At 73.0% G+C, this 15393-nt stretch carries 14 protein-coding genes; 6 read left to right on the top strand and 8 right to left on the bottom strand.

Going from position 1 to position 15393, the window contains the following annotated elements; genetic code table 11:
• Positions 1 to 64: 64 nt before the first annotated feature.
• Complete coding sequence (locus ACZ6SA_RS15715; protein WP_347642385.1) at positions 65 to 1258, bottom strand: cytochrome P450; 1194 nt, start codon at positions 1256 to 1258, stop codon at positions 65 to 67.
• A gap of 74 nt (positions 1259 to 1332) precedes the next feature.
• On the opposite strand from ACZ6SA_RS15715, the gene ACZ6SA_RS15720 reads away from it, so the two are divergent.
• Complete coding sequence (locus tag ACZ6SA_RS15720; protein ID WP_347642384.1) at positions 1333 to 1941, top strand: TetR/AcrR family transcriptional regulator; 609 nt, start codon at positions 1333 to 1335, stop codon at positions 1939 to 1941.
• A gap of 88 nt (positions 1942 to 2029) precedes the next feature.
• On the opposite strand, the gene ACZ6SA_RS15725 is transcribed toward ACZ6SA_RS15720, so the two are convergent.
• Together ACZ6SA_RS15725 and ACZ6SA_RS15730 are read right to left on the bottom strand one after the other, a co-directional pair.
• Positions 2030 to 2527 (bottom strand): nucleoside deaminase, encoded by a 498-nt coding sequence (locus ACZ6SA_RS15725; protein WP_347642383.1) that lies wholly within the window; start codon positions 2525 to 2527, stop codon positions 2030 to 2032.
• A gap of 14 nt (positions 2528 to 2541) precedes the next feature.
• Positions 2542 to 3432, bottom strand: a complete 891-nt coding sequence (locus tag ACZ6SA_RS15730; protein WP_347642382.1) for a PhzF family phenazine biosynthesis protein — start codon at positions 3430 to 3432, stop codon at positions 2542 to 2544.
• A gap of 93 nt (positions 3433 to 3525) precedes the next feature.
• Between ACZ6SA_RS15730 and ACZ6SA_RS15735 the strand changes: the two genes are divergently transcribed.
• The 5 genes from ACZ6SA_RS15735 (at position 3526) to ACZ6SA_RS15755 (ending at position 7378) form a co-directional block, all read left to right on the top strand.
• On the top strand, positions 3526 to 3987 hold the full coding sequence (locus ACZ6SA_RS15735; protein WP_347642381.1) for an Lrp/AsnC family transcriptional regulator: 462 nt from the start codon (positions 3526 to 3528) through the stop codon (positions 3985 to 3987).
• Positions 3988 to 4125: 138 nt separating this feature from the next.
• Positions 4126 to 4656 (top strand): hypothetical protein, encoded by a 531-nt coding sequence (locus ACZ6SA_RS15740; protein ID WP_465828488.1) that lies wholly within the window; start codon positions 4126 to 4128, stop codon positions 4654 to 4656.
• Complete coding sequence (locus ACZ6SA_RS15745) at positions 4656 to 5594, top strand: DUF4097 family beta strand repeat-containing protein (protein WP_465828490.1); 939 nt, start codon at positions 4656 to 4658, stop codon at positions 5592 to 5594. The genes ACZ6SA_RS15740 and ACZ6SA_RS15745 overlap by 1 nt, the downstream gene beginning before the upstream one ends.
• An 18-nt stretch (positions 5595 to 5612) precedes the next feature.
• The gene (locus ACZ6SA_RS15750; protein ID WP_465828492.1) at positions 5613 to 6578 is read left to right on the top strand and encodes an ATP-binding cassette domain-containing protein; all 966 of its coding nucleotides are present in this window, start codon (positions 5613 to 5615) and stop codon (positions 6576 to 6578) included.
• A complete protein-coding gene (locus ACZ6SA_RS15755) occupies positions 6575 to 7378 on the top strand; it encodes an ABC transporter permease (protein WP_465828493.1) in 804 nt (267 codons plus the stop codon). Before ACZ6SA_RS15750 ends, ACZ6SA_RS15755 begins: the two co-directional genes overlap by 4 nt.
• 26 nt (positions 7379 to 7404) lie before the next feature.
• On the opposite strand, the gene ACZ6SA_RS15760 is transcribed toward ACZ6SA_RS15755, so the two are convergent.
• Genes ACZ6SA_RS15760 through ACZ6SA_RS15780 form a run of 5 tightly spaced genes read right to left on the bottom strand, consistent with a single transcriptional unit; the run spans position 7405 to position 15391 of the window.
• Positions 7405 to 9102, bottom strand: a complete 1698-nt coding sequence (locus tag ACZ6SA_RS15760) for an ABC transporter ATP-binding protein (RefSeq protein WP_465828495.1) — start codon at positions 9100 to 9102, stop codon at positions 7405 to 7407.
• Positions 9099 to 11036: a TOMM precursor leader peptide-binding protein gene (locus tag ACZ6SA_RS15765; protein WP_465828497.1), complete on the bottom strand. Its 1938-nt coding sequence runs from the start codon at positions 11034 to 11036 to the stop codon at positions 9099 to 9101. Before ACZ6SA_RS15765 ends, ACZ6SA_RS15760 begins: the two co-directional genes overlap by 4 nt.
• Positions 11029 to 12975, bottom strand: coding sequence for a hypothetical protein (locus tag ACZ6SA_RS15770; protein ID WP_465828499.1), 1947 nt, complete (start codon positions 12973 to 12975; stop codon positions 11029 to 11031). The genes ACZ6SA_RS15765 and ACZ6SA_RS15770 overlap by 8 nt, the downstream gene beginning before the upstream one ends.
• Entirely contained in the window at positions 12972 to 14327 is a 1356-nt protein-coding gene (locus ACZ6SA_RS15775; protein WP_465828501.1) for a SagB family peptide dehydrogenase, read from the bottom strand. Before ACZ6SA_RS15775 ends, ACZ6SA_RS15770 begins: the two co-directional genes overlap by 4 nt.
• On the bottom strand, positions 14324 to 15391 hold the full coding sequence (locus ACZ6SA_RS15780; RefSeq protein WP_347643124.1) for a thiopeptide maturation pyridine synthase: 1068 nt from the start codon (positions 15389 to 15391) through the stop codon (positions 14324 to 14326). The genes ACZ6SA_RS15775 and ACZ6SA_RS15780 overlap by 4 nt, the downstream gene beginning before the upstream one ends.
• Between the last annotated feature and the right edge of the window lie 2 nt (positions 15392 to 15393).

The following is a 15393-nucleotide window of genomic DNA, read 5'->3' on the forward strand; positions in this document are numbered from 1 at the left end:
GAGCAGCGCGCCGGCTCCGTACGAGGGAATCGTGAAGACGTCGGTGCAGCGCCCGGAGGCGCCACTACCAGGTGACCGGGAGGGCGGCCACGCCGTAGATGGTGGCCCGCGGCCGCAGCGGAACCTCCGCAGCGGGTACGGCCAGCCGCAGCCCGGGGAAGCGGCGGAGCAGCGCCGGATAGGCCAGCCGCATCTCCAGCCGGGCCAGCTGCTGGCCCAGGCACTGGTGGATGCCGTGGCTGAAGCCCAGCTGCGCTCCCGCCTGGCGGGTGACGTCGAAGCGGTCGGGGTCGGGGAACCGGGTCTCGTCCCGGTTGACGGCCGGGATGGAGATCGTCACGGTCTCCCCTGCCTTGATCGTCCGCCCGGCGAGCGGCACGTCGGCCCTGGCGACCCGGATCGGGCCGATGTGGGTGATGCTGAGGTACCGCATCAGCTCCTCGACAGCGCTCGCCGCGACGCCGGGATCGGTGCGTACCAGCTCCGCCTGTTCCGGGCGGCACAGCAGCAGGAACGCGCCCAGGCTCAGCATGTTCGCGGTCGTCTCATGCCCGGCGGTCAGCAGCAGCGTGGCCACGCCGGTGAGCTCGTCGTGGGTGAGTTCGCCGCCGGCGGCCAGCTCGCTGATCAGGTCCTCGGCGGGTTCCGCCCGCTTGCGCCCGACCAGCTGGGACAGGTAGCCCATCAGCTCGGCGTGCGAGGCGCCCCGCTGCTCGGCGGAGTTGTCGAGGTTCACCGCCCGCGCGGTGGTGTCCTGGAAGTGCGCGCGATCGCCGTACGGCACGCCGAGCAGCTCGCAGATCACCAGCGACGGGATCGGCAGCGCGAACGCCTGGACCAGGTCGGCGGGAGCTCCACCGCGGGCCATCTCCTCGAGCCGGCCGTCGATGATCTCCTGGATCCTGGGCTCCAACCGCCGCATCTTGCGCATGCTGAAGTGCCCGGTCAGCAGCCTGCGGAAGCGGGAGTGCCCGGGATCGTCCATCGCGATGAAGAAGCCCGGCGGGATCACCCAGTCCGTCAGCCCTTCGGGCGGCATCAGCTCCTTGATCGGCGGCGCGCCGCCCCCGCCCTGCGTGCTGTTGCTGAAGCGGGGGTCGTCGAGCACCGCGCGTGCCTCGGTGTAGCCGGTGACCAGCCAGCCGGGCCGTCCGTCGGCGTAGGTCATCGGGTGCAGCGGTCCCTGGAGCTCTTTCAGTACGGCGGGCGGCTCGAATGGGTCCGTCCGATCGAGGGGCAGCGTGTCGAGGGTTTCCATACCTCACAGAAAAGCGCACAGACTGCGAATTTGCAACATATGCATAAACGCAGAGCCTGCGATAGGGTGGCGCCGTGGAAGGCCATCGCGAACGCAAGAAGATCCGCACCCGCCGTGCGCTGCTGGAGGCCGCGGTGCGGCTGTTCAGCGAGCGGGGCTACGAGCAGACGACCGTCGCCGAGATCGCCGCGGCGGCCGACGTGGCACCCCGCACCTTCTTCGCGTACTTCGCGAGCAAGGAGGATGTGCTCTTCCTGCACGTCGAGGATCGCGAAAAGGACATGCTCGACGTGATCGCCGGGCGGCAACCGGGCGAGCCCTTGGGAGCTCTGCTGGGCCGGATGTTCGACGCGCTGGTGCGCAGCATGGGCGAGGACGATGAGCTGGACTTCGCGCTGTCACCGCTGCGGGCGCAGCTGATGTTCACCGAGCCCGCGCTGCGCGCACGCGGGCTGACGATCATGATGGAGGTGCAGCCCCGGGTGGCCAGGGCTCTGTGCGAGGTCTATCCCGGGCTGGATCCCGTGTCGGCCGGGGCGGCGGTCGGGAGCTTCATGGGCGCGCTGGCCACCGCCGGCCTGGTCGCCCAGCAACAAGGCGCCTCCAATCAGGACGTCCTGACCGCCGGACGACGCGGCATCCAGATCGCCGTCAACGGGCTGTCCAGCCTCGACGACTCGTGACACACGCCCCCGGCCACGCTCTCACCCAGGAGAGGACGTGGTGACCGACCGGGAGAGCAGCAGGTCGATGCCGGCGGGCGCCGTCGGCTCAGCCGGAGCGTCCGGCCGCGCGGGTGTGCAGGTCCCGCATCTCCTCGTCGAGAGGGGGCACCGGTCCTGTGACCGGGATGCCGGGTGCGATCTCAGCGATCGGCAGGCTCCGCACGGGTGAGGCGGGGCGCCCGAGCGCCGCCCGCCACTCGGCGAGTTGTGCGGCGGAGTGGACGTAGACGATCCGGCCCAGCCCGACCCAGGCGTGCGCCGCCGAGCACATCGGGCAGTGTTCGCCCGACGTGTACACCGTGGCAGTCGATCGTCGCCGTGGCGTGAGGTTCGCCGCCGCCCATCGGGACAGGGCGATCTCCGGGTGGGCGGTCGGGTCATCGGTGGTGGCCTCGCGGTTGCGTTGCTCGGCCAGGACGGCTCCGTCGGCGTCGGCGAGAACCGATCCGAACGGGTCGTCGCCCCACTCCAGAGCCTCGGTGGCGAGCTCGACGCAGCGGCGCAGATGCGTCAGATCTGTGGGTGTGAGGTCATCGACGGACATCGTGGTCCCCCCGTTCACGCGAGCCGGAGTTCTCCACGGCCGGTGACGATCCCGGACCCGGAGATCCGCACCCGGTCGCCGTCGACCTCGAGCTGGATCCGGCTGGGCCGCCCGAGCCGGTGGCCCTGCTCGATGACGACCAGCCCGCCATCGGCCCGTTGATGACGAGTGAGCAGGGCGGCGAGCGGACCCGCGGCCGTGCCGGTGGCCGGGTCCTCGACGATGCCCACGGTGGGATTGAAGAACCGGCTGTAGGCGTCCGCTTCGGGCTCCCCGGCTGCGGTGGTGTAGACGTAGCAGCCTTCGGCGCCCGCCTCGGCCAGGATCGCGGCCAGGGGCCTGCTGTCGGCGGCGGTGCGGTCGACAGCGGGACGGTCGGCCAGCGGGACGAGCAGGTGAGCCACTCCCGTGGAGACGACCTGCGCCTGCCCATCGGCGGACAGGTCCGCAGGCTCCAGTCCGAGCGCGGCGAGGAGGCGCCCTGCGTCCTCCACCACGGGCCCGAACACGGGCGCCGACTGCTCCATCACGATGCGGACGTCGCGCCCGGGCCCGCGGACCACCTCCACCGGCAGCACGTCCCCGCCTATTTCCTGCATCAGCGTCCGCGACGGCTCGTCTCCGGTCAGCCCCTGGTCGGCGAGCCACAGCCAGGCGCCGAGCGCGTTGTGGCCGGCGCCGTCGACCTCGGCGCCGATCGGGGTGAACGACCGCAGCCGCCATGCGGCGCCCGGCCGGGTGGGCCGCAGCAGGAAGGTGGTCTCGGACTGGTTGAACTCGCGGGCGATGTCGCGCATCTGGTTCACCGTCAGGTGGTCCGCGTCAGGAACCAGCGCCAGCGGGTTACCGGCCAGCGGTCGCTCGGCGAAGACGTCGATGAAGAAGAACGGTGTCGTAGTCGTCATGAGGACAACGCTAGGGAGCCCGAATCGCGGTTCACACGCGCAATCGTTCGACCATTGGGGATATCGACGCAGAATATGCGGAATCCTGCACCTATGACGAACACGCCAGACGTCAGGCCACTGGATGACGTGGACCGCGCCCTGATCGCCGCCATCCAGACCGACGGACGCGCGACCCTGGCCAGGCTCGCCGAGATCATCCAGCTCAGCGTCTCCGCCACGCGGATCCGGCTGCGCGCGTTGGAGGAGCAGGGAGTCATCGCGGGCTACCGGGCCCGTGTCGAGCCCGAAGCCCTGGGCTACACCCTGCGCGCGATCGTCCGGATGAAGGTCCACGGTTCCCTCTACGACAAGGTCAAGGCCGTCCTGGCCGACCGGCCGCAGATCGTGCGCTGCCTGCGCGTCACGGGAGAGTCCTGCTATGTGATGGAGATCGTCGCCACCGGCATGGGCGACCTCGAGCAGATCACCTCCGAACTCGCCCGTGTCGGCTCCATCACCACCGACCTGGTCTACGAGATGGTCGTCGACCGCCCTGTCCCCCTGCTCACCTGACCCTGCTCACCTGACCCTGCTCACCTGACTTCGGCGCCGGTCGCGCCCGCTCGTACACGCCTGCCTCGCGTCTTCATGACGCCATGAACAGCCCTCTCATGCGTTGCCATGACGTCATAATGATGCCACTATGACGTCATGGACCTTGCGCCGTATGTCGATCACCTCCGCCGCGAGCTCGCGATCGCCGCGGGGGCGGGCGGCGAGGAAGCGCGTGCGCTGGCGGAACGTCTCGCCGCGACGCTCGAGTCGGCCGCCCGGCTCGCGCTGCTGGAGGCTCTGTCAGCCGCCGCGGACGAGATCACCCAGGACCTCGCACCAGGCTCTGTCGAAGTGCGCCTGCGCGGGCGCGACCCCGCTTTCGTCGTGACGCCACCGCCGGACGCCCGTTCGTTCGCGGAGGAAGGCGGGACCGGGCAGGCCGGCAGACCGCCCGCCCCGTTGCCGCCCCCCGACGCCGACGACGGCGGCACGTCCCGGATCTCGCTCCGGGTCCCCGAGCACCTCAAGCCGCGCATCGAGGAGGCCGCCACCCGGGACGGGCTGTCGGTCAACGCCTGGCTCGTCCGGGCCGTCTCCGCCGCACTCGATCCCGGTGACGCCGATCGCCGCTCCGGCCGGCGCCCGGCGCAGCGGAGCGGCAACCGCTACAGCGGCTGGGTGCGCTGATGACCATGCCGACCCACGACAAGGGGACCGCCGTGCCGACCTTCGACACCCCCGAACCCATCTCTGCCGTCATCGACCTGCCGGCCGCCACCATCCGGATCAACGCGAGCGACCGCACCGACACGGTCGTCGACGTCCGCCCGAGCGACCGGCTCAACGACGCCGACGTGCTGGCCGCCGAGCACACCGAGGCCGACTACGCCGGCGGCAGGCTCCTCGTGCGGACCGGCAGGGAGCATGCCGGCCCGGCCTCCGGCTGGGGCCTGTCGCTCGACAGGCTCGTCGAGTCGCCCGCGAGCTGGGCACGTTCGCTGCTGCACGGCCCTGGCTCGGTCGACGTGACGATCGACCTGCCGGCCGGCTCCCGCCTGGATGCCAGGACGGCGTCGGCCGTCCTGTGCCGGGGATCGCTCGGCGAGGTGACGATCAGCACCTCGCATGGAGACATCCGGATCGAGCAGGCCGGCCGGCTACGGCTGAAGAGCACCTATGGCGACATCTCGGTCACCCGCGCGACCGGGCACGCCGAGGTCACCACGACCCACGGTGGCATCCACATCGGCGAGATCGACGGCACCGCCGCGGTCAAGACCTCCCACGGCGACGTCCGCCTCCGCGAGGTGACCGGCGACCTGCGGCTGAACAGCGCCCACGGCGACATGACCGTGGACCGCGCCCTGGCCGGCGTCACCGTCAAGACCGCGTACGCCGGCGTGGAGATCGGCGAGGTGGTGTCCGGCTCGATCACCATGGAGACCACCGGCGGCGGCCTGGATCTCGGCATCCGCGACGGCACCGCCGCCTGGCTGGACGTGAGCTCCACGTACGGCGCCGTGGACGTCTCCCTCGACCCCGGCGACGCCCCCGCCGAGACGGACCAGGTCGTCGAGGTGCGGGCCCACACCACCCACGGCGACATCGTCATCCACCGTTCCTGACTGACCGAGGAGATTCTCATGCCTGACGCGATCGTGGCCGAGGGACTGGTCAAGAAGTACGGTGACGTGGCCGCCCTCGACGGGATGGACCTGGCCGTTCCCGAGGGAACGGTGTTCGGGCTGCTCGGCCCGAACGGCGCCGGCAAGACCACCACGGTGCGCATCCTCACCACGCTGCTCAAGCCGGACGCGGGGCACGCCACGGTGGCCGGACTCGACGTCGTCCGCGACGCGCGCCGGCTGCGCGCCCGCATCGGCGCCTCCGGCCAGTACGCCGCCGTCGACGACCACCTCACCGGCGCCGAGAACCTGGAGATGGTCGGCCGCCTCTACCATCTGGGCACCAGGCGCAGCCGGCAGCGCGCCCGCGAGCTGCTGGAGCGCTTCGACCTGGCCGACGCCGCCGATCGCCCGGTGCAGGGCTACTCCGGCGGCATGCGACGCCGCCTCGACCTGGCCGGCGCGCTGGTCGCCGACCCGCCCGTGCTGTTCCTCGACGAGCCCACCACCGGCCTCGACCCCCGGGCCAGGATCGGCCTGTGGGACGTCATCGCCGAGCTCGTCGCCGCGGGCACGACGGTGCTGCTCACCACCCAGTACCTGGAGGAGGCCGACCGGCTCGCCGACCGCATCGCCGTGGTCGACCACGGGCGCGTGATCGCGCTCGGCACCGCCGACGAGCTGAAGGACCAGGTCGGCGGCGACCGGATCCAGCTGTCGGTGACGAACGCGGCGAACCTGGAGACCGCCGCCAGAACGCTGGCGCCGCTGGCCCTCGGGGACATGCAGATCGACGCCGCCGCCCTGCGGGTGACGATCCCGGTGGCCGGCGGCGCGGCCGCACTGACCCGGGCGCTCGGCCGCCTGGCAGCCGAGCGGATCACCGTACGCGATGCCGGCCTGCGCCGGCCGACCCTGGACGACGTGTTCCTGAGCCTCACGGGACACCAGTCCGGCGAGACGACCGAGGAGAGCCTCCGATGAACGCTTTGCGGCTGGCAGCCGCTGACGGCATGACGATCGCCAAGCGCAACGCCCTGAAGATCCGCAGAGCTCCCGACCTGCTGGGCGGCGTGGTCATCCTCCCGATCGTGTTCGTGCTGCTGTTCACCTACGTCTTCGGCAGCATGATCAGCCTGCCCGGCATGTCGTACGCGGAATACATGCTCCCCGGGATCTTCGTCATGACGATCACCACGAGCGCGCAGATCACCGGCTACACGCTGACGCAGGACCTGCAGAAGGGCATCTTCGACCGGTTCAGGACACTGCCGATGTCGCCCTCGGCGGTGCTCACCGGCCAGACCGTCAGCGACGTCATCATGAACCTGACCAGCATCGTCACCATGACGCTGGTCGGGCTGCTCGCCGGGTGGCGCATCAACAGCTCGCCGTTGGAGGCCGCCCTCGGGTTCCTGATGTTGCTACTGTTCGCGTACGCCTTCTCCTGGGTGACGGCCACGGTCGCGCTGGCCCTGCGCACGCCCGAGGTCTTCAACAACGTCGCCACCATCGTGTCGCTCCCGCTGGTCTTCCTGTCCAACGCCTTCGTCGACAGCACGCGGCTGCCCGGACCGCTGAAGCCGATCGCCGAGTGGAACCCGGTCTCCACGCTCGTCCAGGCCGCACGCGAGCTGTTCGGGAACACCAGCCCGGCCATCCCCGCGCCCGGTGCCTGGCCGCTGCAGCACGCGGTGCCGGTGTCGCTGCTGTGGTCGGTCCTGCTCCTGGTCGTGTTCGTGCCGCTGGCGACGCGGCTGTACACCAGGGCCGTCAGCCGGTGAACCACGACGTCGTCGGCAGGCGCGGATCAGGGCGCCCACTCGTACGACAACGCGGGACGCAGCCGCCCGTCCTCGACGACCAGCAGCCGGTCGCCCGGCTCCGCCGACGGGGACCGGTGGGTGATGACCACCAGCGCCCTGTCGCGGCAGTGGCGGCGGAGGACGGAGAAGACGTGCTCGGCGGTCACTCCATCGAGCGCGCTCGTCACCTCGTCCACGATCAGCAGGCCGCACGGGACCAGCAGGGCGCGGGCGACCGCCAGGCGCTGGCGTTCGCCGCCGGACAGCTGGTGGCCGTCCTCCCCCACGGGGGTGTCGAGACCGTCCGGCATCGCGTCGACCAGGCTGTCGAGGCTGACGGCCGCGAGGACGGCGCGCATCTCCTCCTCGGTCACGCCGTCCCGGGCGAAGGCCAGGTTCTCCCGGATCGACCCGCTGAACATCGTCGTGTGCTGGGGGACGAGCGTGGCGACGTCGCGCAGCCTGGCGGCGCCGTCGACGAGGACCTCGCCTCGTGCGGGGGTCAGCAGGCCCGCGAGGACGAGCCCGAGCGTGCTCTTGCCGGAGCCGGTGCGGCCGGTCAGGACGGTGACCGTCCCGGCGGCCACCACGAGGTTGACGTCATCGAGGACCGGTCGGCGGCCACCGCCGTAGTCGTGGCCGACTCCGATGAGGACCGCCGACACGCCGGTCACGGCCTCACGACGAGGCGGTCCGGGGCGGTCGATCGGCTGCGCCTCCGGGATGTCCAGATATTCGGCGATGCGCTCGAACTTGGCCACCGCGGCCTGCACGGACCCGCTGAGCAGCAACAGCGTCTCGATCGGCGACGACAGCCGCATCTGCAACAGCGCCATGACCACCACCGTGCCGACGGACAGCCCGTCGAGCACCGTCCCGGCCAGCCAGAAGATCATCGGTGGCACGCAGGCGAAGGACGCGCCGATGGCCATGTAGGCGAGCGCCCCCGTGACGCGCTGGCGGATCGTCACGTCACGCACGTCCTGGCACACCTGCGCGAAGCGCTGCCGCTGTGCCGCCGTACGGCCGAGCGTGCGGCCCAGCAGGACGCCGCCGGCCGACAGGTCCTCCGCCGCGTACCGCATCAGCGTGGTCAGCAGCCGTTGCCGTTGCCGGGCCAGCCCACGGCGGCGCAGCGTGAAGCGGCGGTTGAGCAGGCTCAGCAGCCACGCCAGGGCCAAGGACACCAGCGCGAGCGGCCAGCTCAGGATCGCCATCGCGAGGGCGGCGGCGGCGAGTGAGGTGATCGCGCCCAGCGCCTGCTGCGCCGTACCCGTCACCAGCTTGTCGACCCCGTCGACGTCACTGATCAGCCTGGCCTGCGTCTCCGCGGCCGACCGTTCGGAGTAGAACCCGAGTGGCCGCGAGGTGACACGGTCGTACAGGTCCATGCGCAGCTGTGCGCTCACTCGTTGCCCCACCCAGTTCGACCAGGCGATCTCGCCGACCGCGAGGACGCTGCCGAGCAGGCCGAGGGCGACGAGCAGGCCGCACAGCAGGGCGAGCGCCGCTGCGTCGCGGCTGGGCAGCGCCTCGTCGATGACGACCTGGATGAGGAGCGGCGACGCCACGCTCACCGGCACGGACACCAGCACCAGGGACAACGACCCGATGACATGGCGCCGGTACGGCCGGAACCAGCCGCCGATCCGGCGGGCGGCCCCCCAGGTCGTGAGCTCGGGCCCCGTCACAGGCGCGGTCATGGGAACGGATGGGGATGCGGGTTGACCTCGTCGGCGCGCAGCGGCCGGTCGAGGTGGCCGAGCAGGCGCGGCACCTCGTACAGCCGGGGCAGGCCGTCGACGCGCCGATGGTCGTGGCCGAAGGTCATCGGCAGCGTGCCGGGCACGATGACCTTCACGGAGACGAGGCCGGCCGCCCGGTGCTCGGCCGCGGTCTGGTCGACCACGATCACGTCCATGCCGCGGTCGAGGTAGCGGCGTGCGGCGTTCATGGCGTCGTCCCGCAGGTCCGTTCCGCCGTACTCGGTGATCTGCGGCATCTCGGCCAGCGTCCGCCTGCCTGGCGAGTCCGTCAGGAACGACAGGCGGCCGGCGGTGCCGGGGTCGCCGTACACGAGTGCGTGATCCTCCATCTCGCGGACCTGGCGCGGGTCCGCGGCCATGGTGCGCGCACGCGCCTCCTGCCCGGGGTAGCGGGCCAGCAGCGACCGCGTCCCGGGTCCCAGCTCGGTCAGCGCGTTGCGCACGGCACGCACCGGATCCGGGTGGGAACCGGCCGCGCACGCCAGCGCCGGGCCGGCCGGGTCCGGGTTCACGGCCATCGCCCACACGCACGGGATGCGCTGCTCGACGGTGATGTCGAACAGGTGCACCTCGAAACCCGTCTCGGCCTCGATGGACGCCCGGATCAGGTCCGATTCGGCATCGTCCCCGCGGGTGACGAGCCGTGGCGCGGGAAGCCTGGCGTACCAGGTGAGCAGGAACGCGTCGCGCTCGGCCACCTCCATGAGCCCGAACAACACCGCCTCCTCCAGGCAGGAGCCGAGCGCGCAGCCGTTCGACACCTCGTAGACCAGGCCGTGCTCGTGCCTCCCTCCGGTGTGCGCCGCGGCGAAGTAGGCGTGCGAGCGCGGCACCAGGATGGGCCGCCCGCGCGCCAGGGAATGCCCCCACACCCAGGTGATGGGCTCGTCCTCGGTGAACGGCCGGAACCCGAAGCCGTCGAGCGCGTACCGCTCCGGGGGGTAGAGCCCGAGGGCGCGCGGGTCGAGCGCCCTGTCCGAGACGTCGGCGTAGGCGGCGTGGACCGTGCGCGGATGGGAGGGGGACGCGCCTCCGTACCGCTCAAGCGCCTCGAGCAGGGCGACGAGGCGGCTGTGCCGTACCGTGCCCGCCCGGCCGTAACCGTTCTCCGTCTCGCCGCCCCGCAGGCCGACGGGGGCTTCGGTGAGCACCAGCCCCTCGCCCGCGAAGGTGTCCAGCGAACGCACGAGTCCGGTGACGGGGTCGACGTAGAGCTTCTCCAGGGCTTCCAGCCGCTCGTCCATCGGGCGGGCACGAAAGGTGTGGAGCCCGTGCGCGGGCCTGGCCGACAAGGACACCGGGTCCGGTTCGTCCGCCCCGCCGCACACGCGGCACAGCGGGTCGGGGAGCACGGGGTGCCGGCTGACGGCGAGCGTCTCCAGGTCGAGCAGCAGGAGAGCGCCCTCCGTTGCCGGTCGCCCGCCCGTCCCGATCCGCATGGCGTCCTCGGCCACGAGGGTCGCCGCCGCCTCGGCGCCGAGCGCGGTGAGCGAGGGCGACGGCCGGGTGCTCAGCCGCGCGCGGTTGCGGCGGAGCACCTCGCGCTGGACGCGCCGGTGGGGGTTCGCCCGCCGTCGCCGGGCTTCCGCGCAACTCACGCATCCGGGCCGGCCGGCGCTCTCCAGCGGCCCGATCACGATGCGGCCGAGTTCGGCGCGCACCCGGAGCCAGGGGAGGCCCAGGCGGGCGCCGGTCGCGCGCGCCGCCGCGGTGCGCGCGGTGTTCCATCCGTCGTCGGCGGCCACCAGCAGGTACGGCTCACCCGCGGCCCCCGGGGTGGCGGGGCTCGTGGCGATCCCCTGTTCCTTCAGCGCGGTCGCGATGCTCGTGCTCAGCAGGCCGTCGCCGGTGAGCAGCACTTCGTCAGGCATCGCACAACACCACGTGCACGAGATAGGGCATGAGTTCGGCGACTTTCCTGTCGTGGTCGAGTGGCACGGCGACCGGGACGCGCCCGGCCGCGCGCAACCGGGCCGCGGCCTGCGCGGGGCCGAGCGCGGGACGGACGGGCGAGGCCGGGTCGCCCGGCGAGGCGCGGCGGGATGCGGGCAGGTCGGGTACGCCGGGCGGCGCGTACGCGGGCCGGCCGTCCGCCTCGGACTGGATGGCCTGGAGCACCTTGCGCAGCCCGTCGCCCAACGCGGCGGCGGGATCGAGTGCGGCGGCGGCCAGCGCGGTCCCGGCGCGGCGCAGCACGTACACCGGCACGCCGAGAGGCCCCGTGACGTCGTAGATCTCGACGTCCTCCCCGAGCACCCGCAGGAACGCGCGGGTGCGTTCGCCTTCCGCGTCCAGTGCCGCCCTGTCGAGGTCGACGCGCGGATGGCGGGCGGCGGTGTGCGGCAGGGCGGCGAGCGTGAGCCTGGCCGCCTGGGCGGCCAGTGCCGCGCCCACGGCCTCGGCCCAGTCCTGGCCCGCCGCCACGCCAGGACGCGGCCAGCCGCCGGTCACGTCGGGGACGTCGGGGAAGCCACCGGCTTTCGCGAGCGGATGGCCGGGGAACACCTGGCCCGCCGGAACCGGCCGGACCCGTTCCGGCTCGTCCGGCTCGTACCCGTGGATCAGGCCGTCGGCGGTGAGACGCCGCGGGTCGCACACCAGGGAGCCGTAGGCGGCCAGCGCCCGCAGCGTCATCCGGGCACGCGCGTGGTCGTCGTGGAATCCGGAGCCGTCCACGACCAGCGGGCCGTCCCTGCCCGCCGGGTCGGGGACCAGGGCCCTGCGGACGCGCAGCGGGAGCTGCGCCCAGTCCGTCTCGACCGGCGTGAAGCAGCCGAGCAGCCGGTCTCCGGCCTCCGCGCCCGCCTCCAGCACCCGCGCCCGGCTGAGCCTTTCCCCCGACGGCGGCGCGGGCGTGCGGCGCGCGGCGTCCGGAGCGGTCGCGGGACGCGCGAGGGGATGGGGCGCGCAGCGGTGTTCCGTGCTCTCCATGGAATCGGTGGCGACCCTGGTCAGCAGGCCGCGCGAGGCGAGGGGAACGGCGCCGGTCAGCGTGCGGAACGCCGCCTGCGCGAGTCTGAGCGTCAGCAGGCGCCCCGCATGCGCGGGCGGCTCGGCGCGGGAGTCCGGGCGTTCGCCCCCGACCGCGCGCAGCCGCGGCCAGGCACCGGCCCAGTCGGCGTCCGGCGGGACCAGCCACGCCTCGTCCCGGCGGCTCAGCACGAGCTGCGCCAGCGGTACGCGCGCCTCGCGGCAGGCCTCCGACAGGCGGGCCGCCCGTGCGGCGTCGGACGTCACCTGAAGCACCAGTCCGGTCTCCGGGGGCAGCTCGGCGAGAGGGTCCCCGGTCCAGCACCGCAGCCTCTGGCCCGCGTCGCGGACCGCGATGTCCCGGCGGGGCGCCTCGCCCTCCCCTGGCGGCTCCTCGGCGACCGTGACGCTTTCCAGGCCGGAGGCCAGTGCGGCCGCGGCCAGCTCCTCCAGCAGGCGGCCGGCCCCCGTCACCAGGGTCGCCGTAGCCCGGTAGCCGAGGAAGGCCCGGCGGTCGTGGACGCCGTGCGCGGCCAGGAAGCCGATCTCGCGGGCGTACTCCCGGCTCAGCGCGGTCGGCGCGGGGTCGTCCGGCGGTTCCGTGACGATGCCGCTCTGCCGCAGCGCACCCACCAGGCGCTCGACGTACGACGTGCGGTCCGGATCGAGCGTGGCGGTGAGGTCGGTCAGGGTGCTCCGCCCGTCGAGGCGCGGCACGAGCCGCTCGATCCACCGCCCGACCGCGGCCCCTTCGAACCGCACCTCCCCTCTGGAGGTGAGGAAGCAGGCTCCTTCGTCCGTGACGGCGTAGTAGACGTCGTCCCGCAGCCAGAGTTTCACGACACGGCCCTCCGCTCCGGCAGGCGGCTGCCGAGCGCGAACTCGCCCACGCTGCCCTCGACCATCGGATCGAGCCCGGTGGCCGCCTCGAAGGCTCCCGCGTCGCCCACCCCGAGCGCGCAGGGCGCCAGCCCCATCGCGGTGGCCACCAGGTACATCGTCTGGAAGAGCACGCCGACGTCCTTGAGGATCAGCGAGTAGGACATCTCCCTGTAGGTCCACATGACCCGCCCGAACCGTGCCGCCACCACCAGCACGACCTGCGGGTCGGCGGCGACCCGCCCGTGCAGTGACACCGAGGCGTCGCGCAGCAGCCGGCGTACGGGGTTCGTCATGGCGCCGGCCTGTTCGAGCCGGTGAGCCTGCGGGTCGTAGCGGTACAGGCCGGGCTCGACCCCGGCCACCAGCCTGATCACCGGATAGATCTCCAGGGGGTACGCCATCCCGCCGGACGGATAGGGCCGCCGCACGTGCTCCTCGTCCGTCGTCGGCTGGTTGCGCCCGCACCTGAACAGGAACTCGCCGAGCTCGGCGGCGGTGAGCGGCCGCTGGTCGTCGTGTTGCCTGATCGAGCGGCGGCGGCCGATCACGGCGGCGAGCGGCGGGTCTCCGGCCCTCAGCGCCGTCGTGTCGGGCCGGTGCAGGGCGACCCCCGGCCCGGGGCTCGACTCGCGGACCGGAGGGGGGACCGGGAAGTGCCCCGCCGCCCAGTCGGTGCGCCCGTGCGTGCGTCCGAGCCCCGTCGTACGGCGGCTGCGGCCGTGGAACCACAGCTCGTGCGCCGACCACTGGCTGAGCGGCAAGGTGTCGCCTTCGGTGCCCGGCAGGGCCAGCAGCCCGGCGCGCCACAGCCCGGCCCTGAGCAGCCGTCCCGCCCGGGACCGGGGCTCGGGGTCGAACGCGTCCGGCAGGCACGACATGTCGTGCAGCAACGAGGTGCAGCGGGCGCGTGGCGACTCCGCTTCCATGCCCTCCCTGCTCCGCCGGATCACGGCGAACCGCGACAACACCGCCTCCGGCGGCACCGGCGGCTCCGCCTGGACCGGCGGCATGGGCGTCAGCGTGTACAGCGGGCGGCCGTCGAGCTCCACCGTGACGCGCAGCCACCCGCCCTCGCGCAGCGTGGCGAGCAGCTCGTCGTCGTCCTGGCCGGCCGGGACGTCCTCGTCGGCGAGCCGCAGCAGCAGCGCCCGCTGCCGTGGGGTGATCGCGCCGAGGTCCTGGGCGTGCGGCCAGCGCACCAGGACATACCCGTCGTCGGTGACCGTACCGGTCACGCCGTGCCGCAGCCGTACCCTCTCCTCGGTCCGATCGCTCACGTCCGCGCCGATCGGGCTCGCATCGTGGGTCATGCGTCCTCCCGCCGCTCGCCGCCGGTCGACTGGCGCAGGGCGTCCAGGGCGGTCACGCCGCAGACCCTCTCCCCCGCACCGGCCGCCAGGTGGCAGAGCAGGAAACGTTCCGCGGGGGTCACGCCCAGCCGCGTGAGCTCGCTGTAGGTGGCGTTGAGAAGCAGCCTGTTCATCGCGAACGTCGCCGAGTCGCGCAGCTCGGGCCACCCTCGTTCCGCCGCGAGGGCGCGGTGGAACGGGCTGCCGGGCTCCGGGCCTTCCCACCCGCTGTCGTCGCCGTCCACCCGGAGCCGTCCCGCGCGCAGCTCCGCCCGGGCACGGCGGGCATAGGCGGTCAGCGCCCGGCTCCACGCCCGCGTGAAGGGGGCGGCGCCGGGCGTCGCGAGGCGCCGGGTCCGCTCCACCAGGTCGGCTTCGTGCGCGGCGAAGTGCCCGTCCCACAGGTCTCGCCGGCCGTCCCCCTCGGGCCAGGTCGCCAGGAAGGCCTCGGCGTGCGAGCGGAACGACACAAGCCCCGCGCTCAGCCCGCCGCCGAGCAGGCCGGCCGTCGTGATCATCAGGTCGAACGCCACGGCCAGCCTGCGGCCACCGGCCATGACATGACCGGCGATGTCGAAGGCCAGCGGGGTGGTCGCCGCGAGGTGCTCGGCCAGCAGGCCGGCCGCCACCGACGCGCCCCCGTAGGTCCGCGGCCCGGCGTACGGCGCCTCCTCGACGCTGTTGTCCGGTGCCCACGGCGCCAGCGGGCCGGGTTCGCCCTCCAGCTCCGCGAGCCTCCGGTGCAGGGCCATCTCCGCCTCCGGCCGCCGGGGCGCCGTGGAGGGCGCGGCGGCCAGGAAGGCTTTCATGTGCTCGTCCACCGCCTGCCGTGCCAGGTCCGTGCCGCCGGGCCGGGTGAGCAGGTTCAGCCGCAGGTGGGGCCCGCGACGCCAGTGCCTGACGAAATAGGCGCGGTGTCCTGGACCGAGCTCCCCGGCGAGTGCGGCGAACAACGGCCGGACACCTTCGGCGACCAGGCGGTCCTGGTCGCCGCCGTAGAACACGTGGAAGCTCTGCCAGCGCATGC

This window comes from Nonomuraea sp. NPDC049378 (assembly GCF_055586745.1).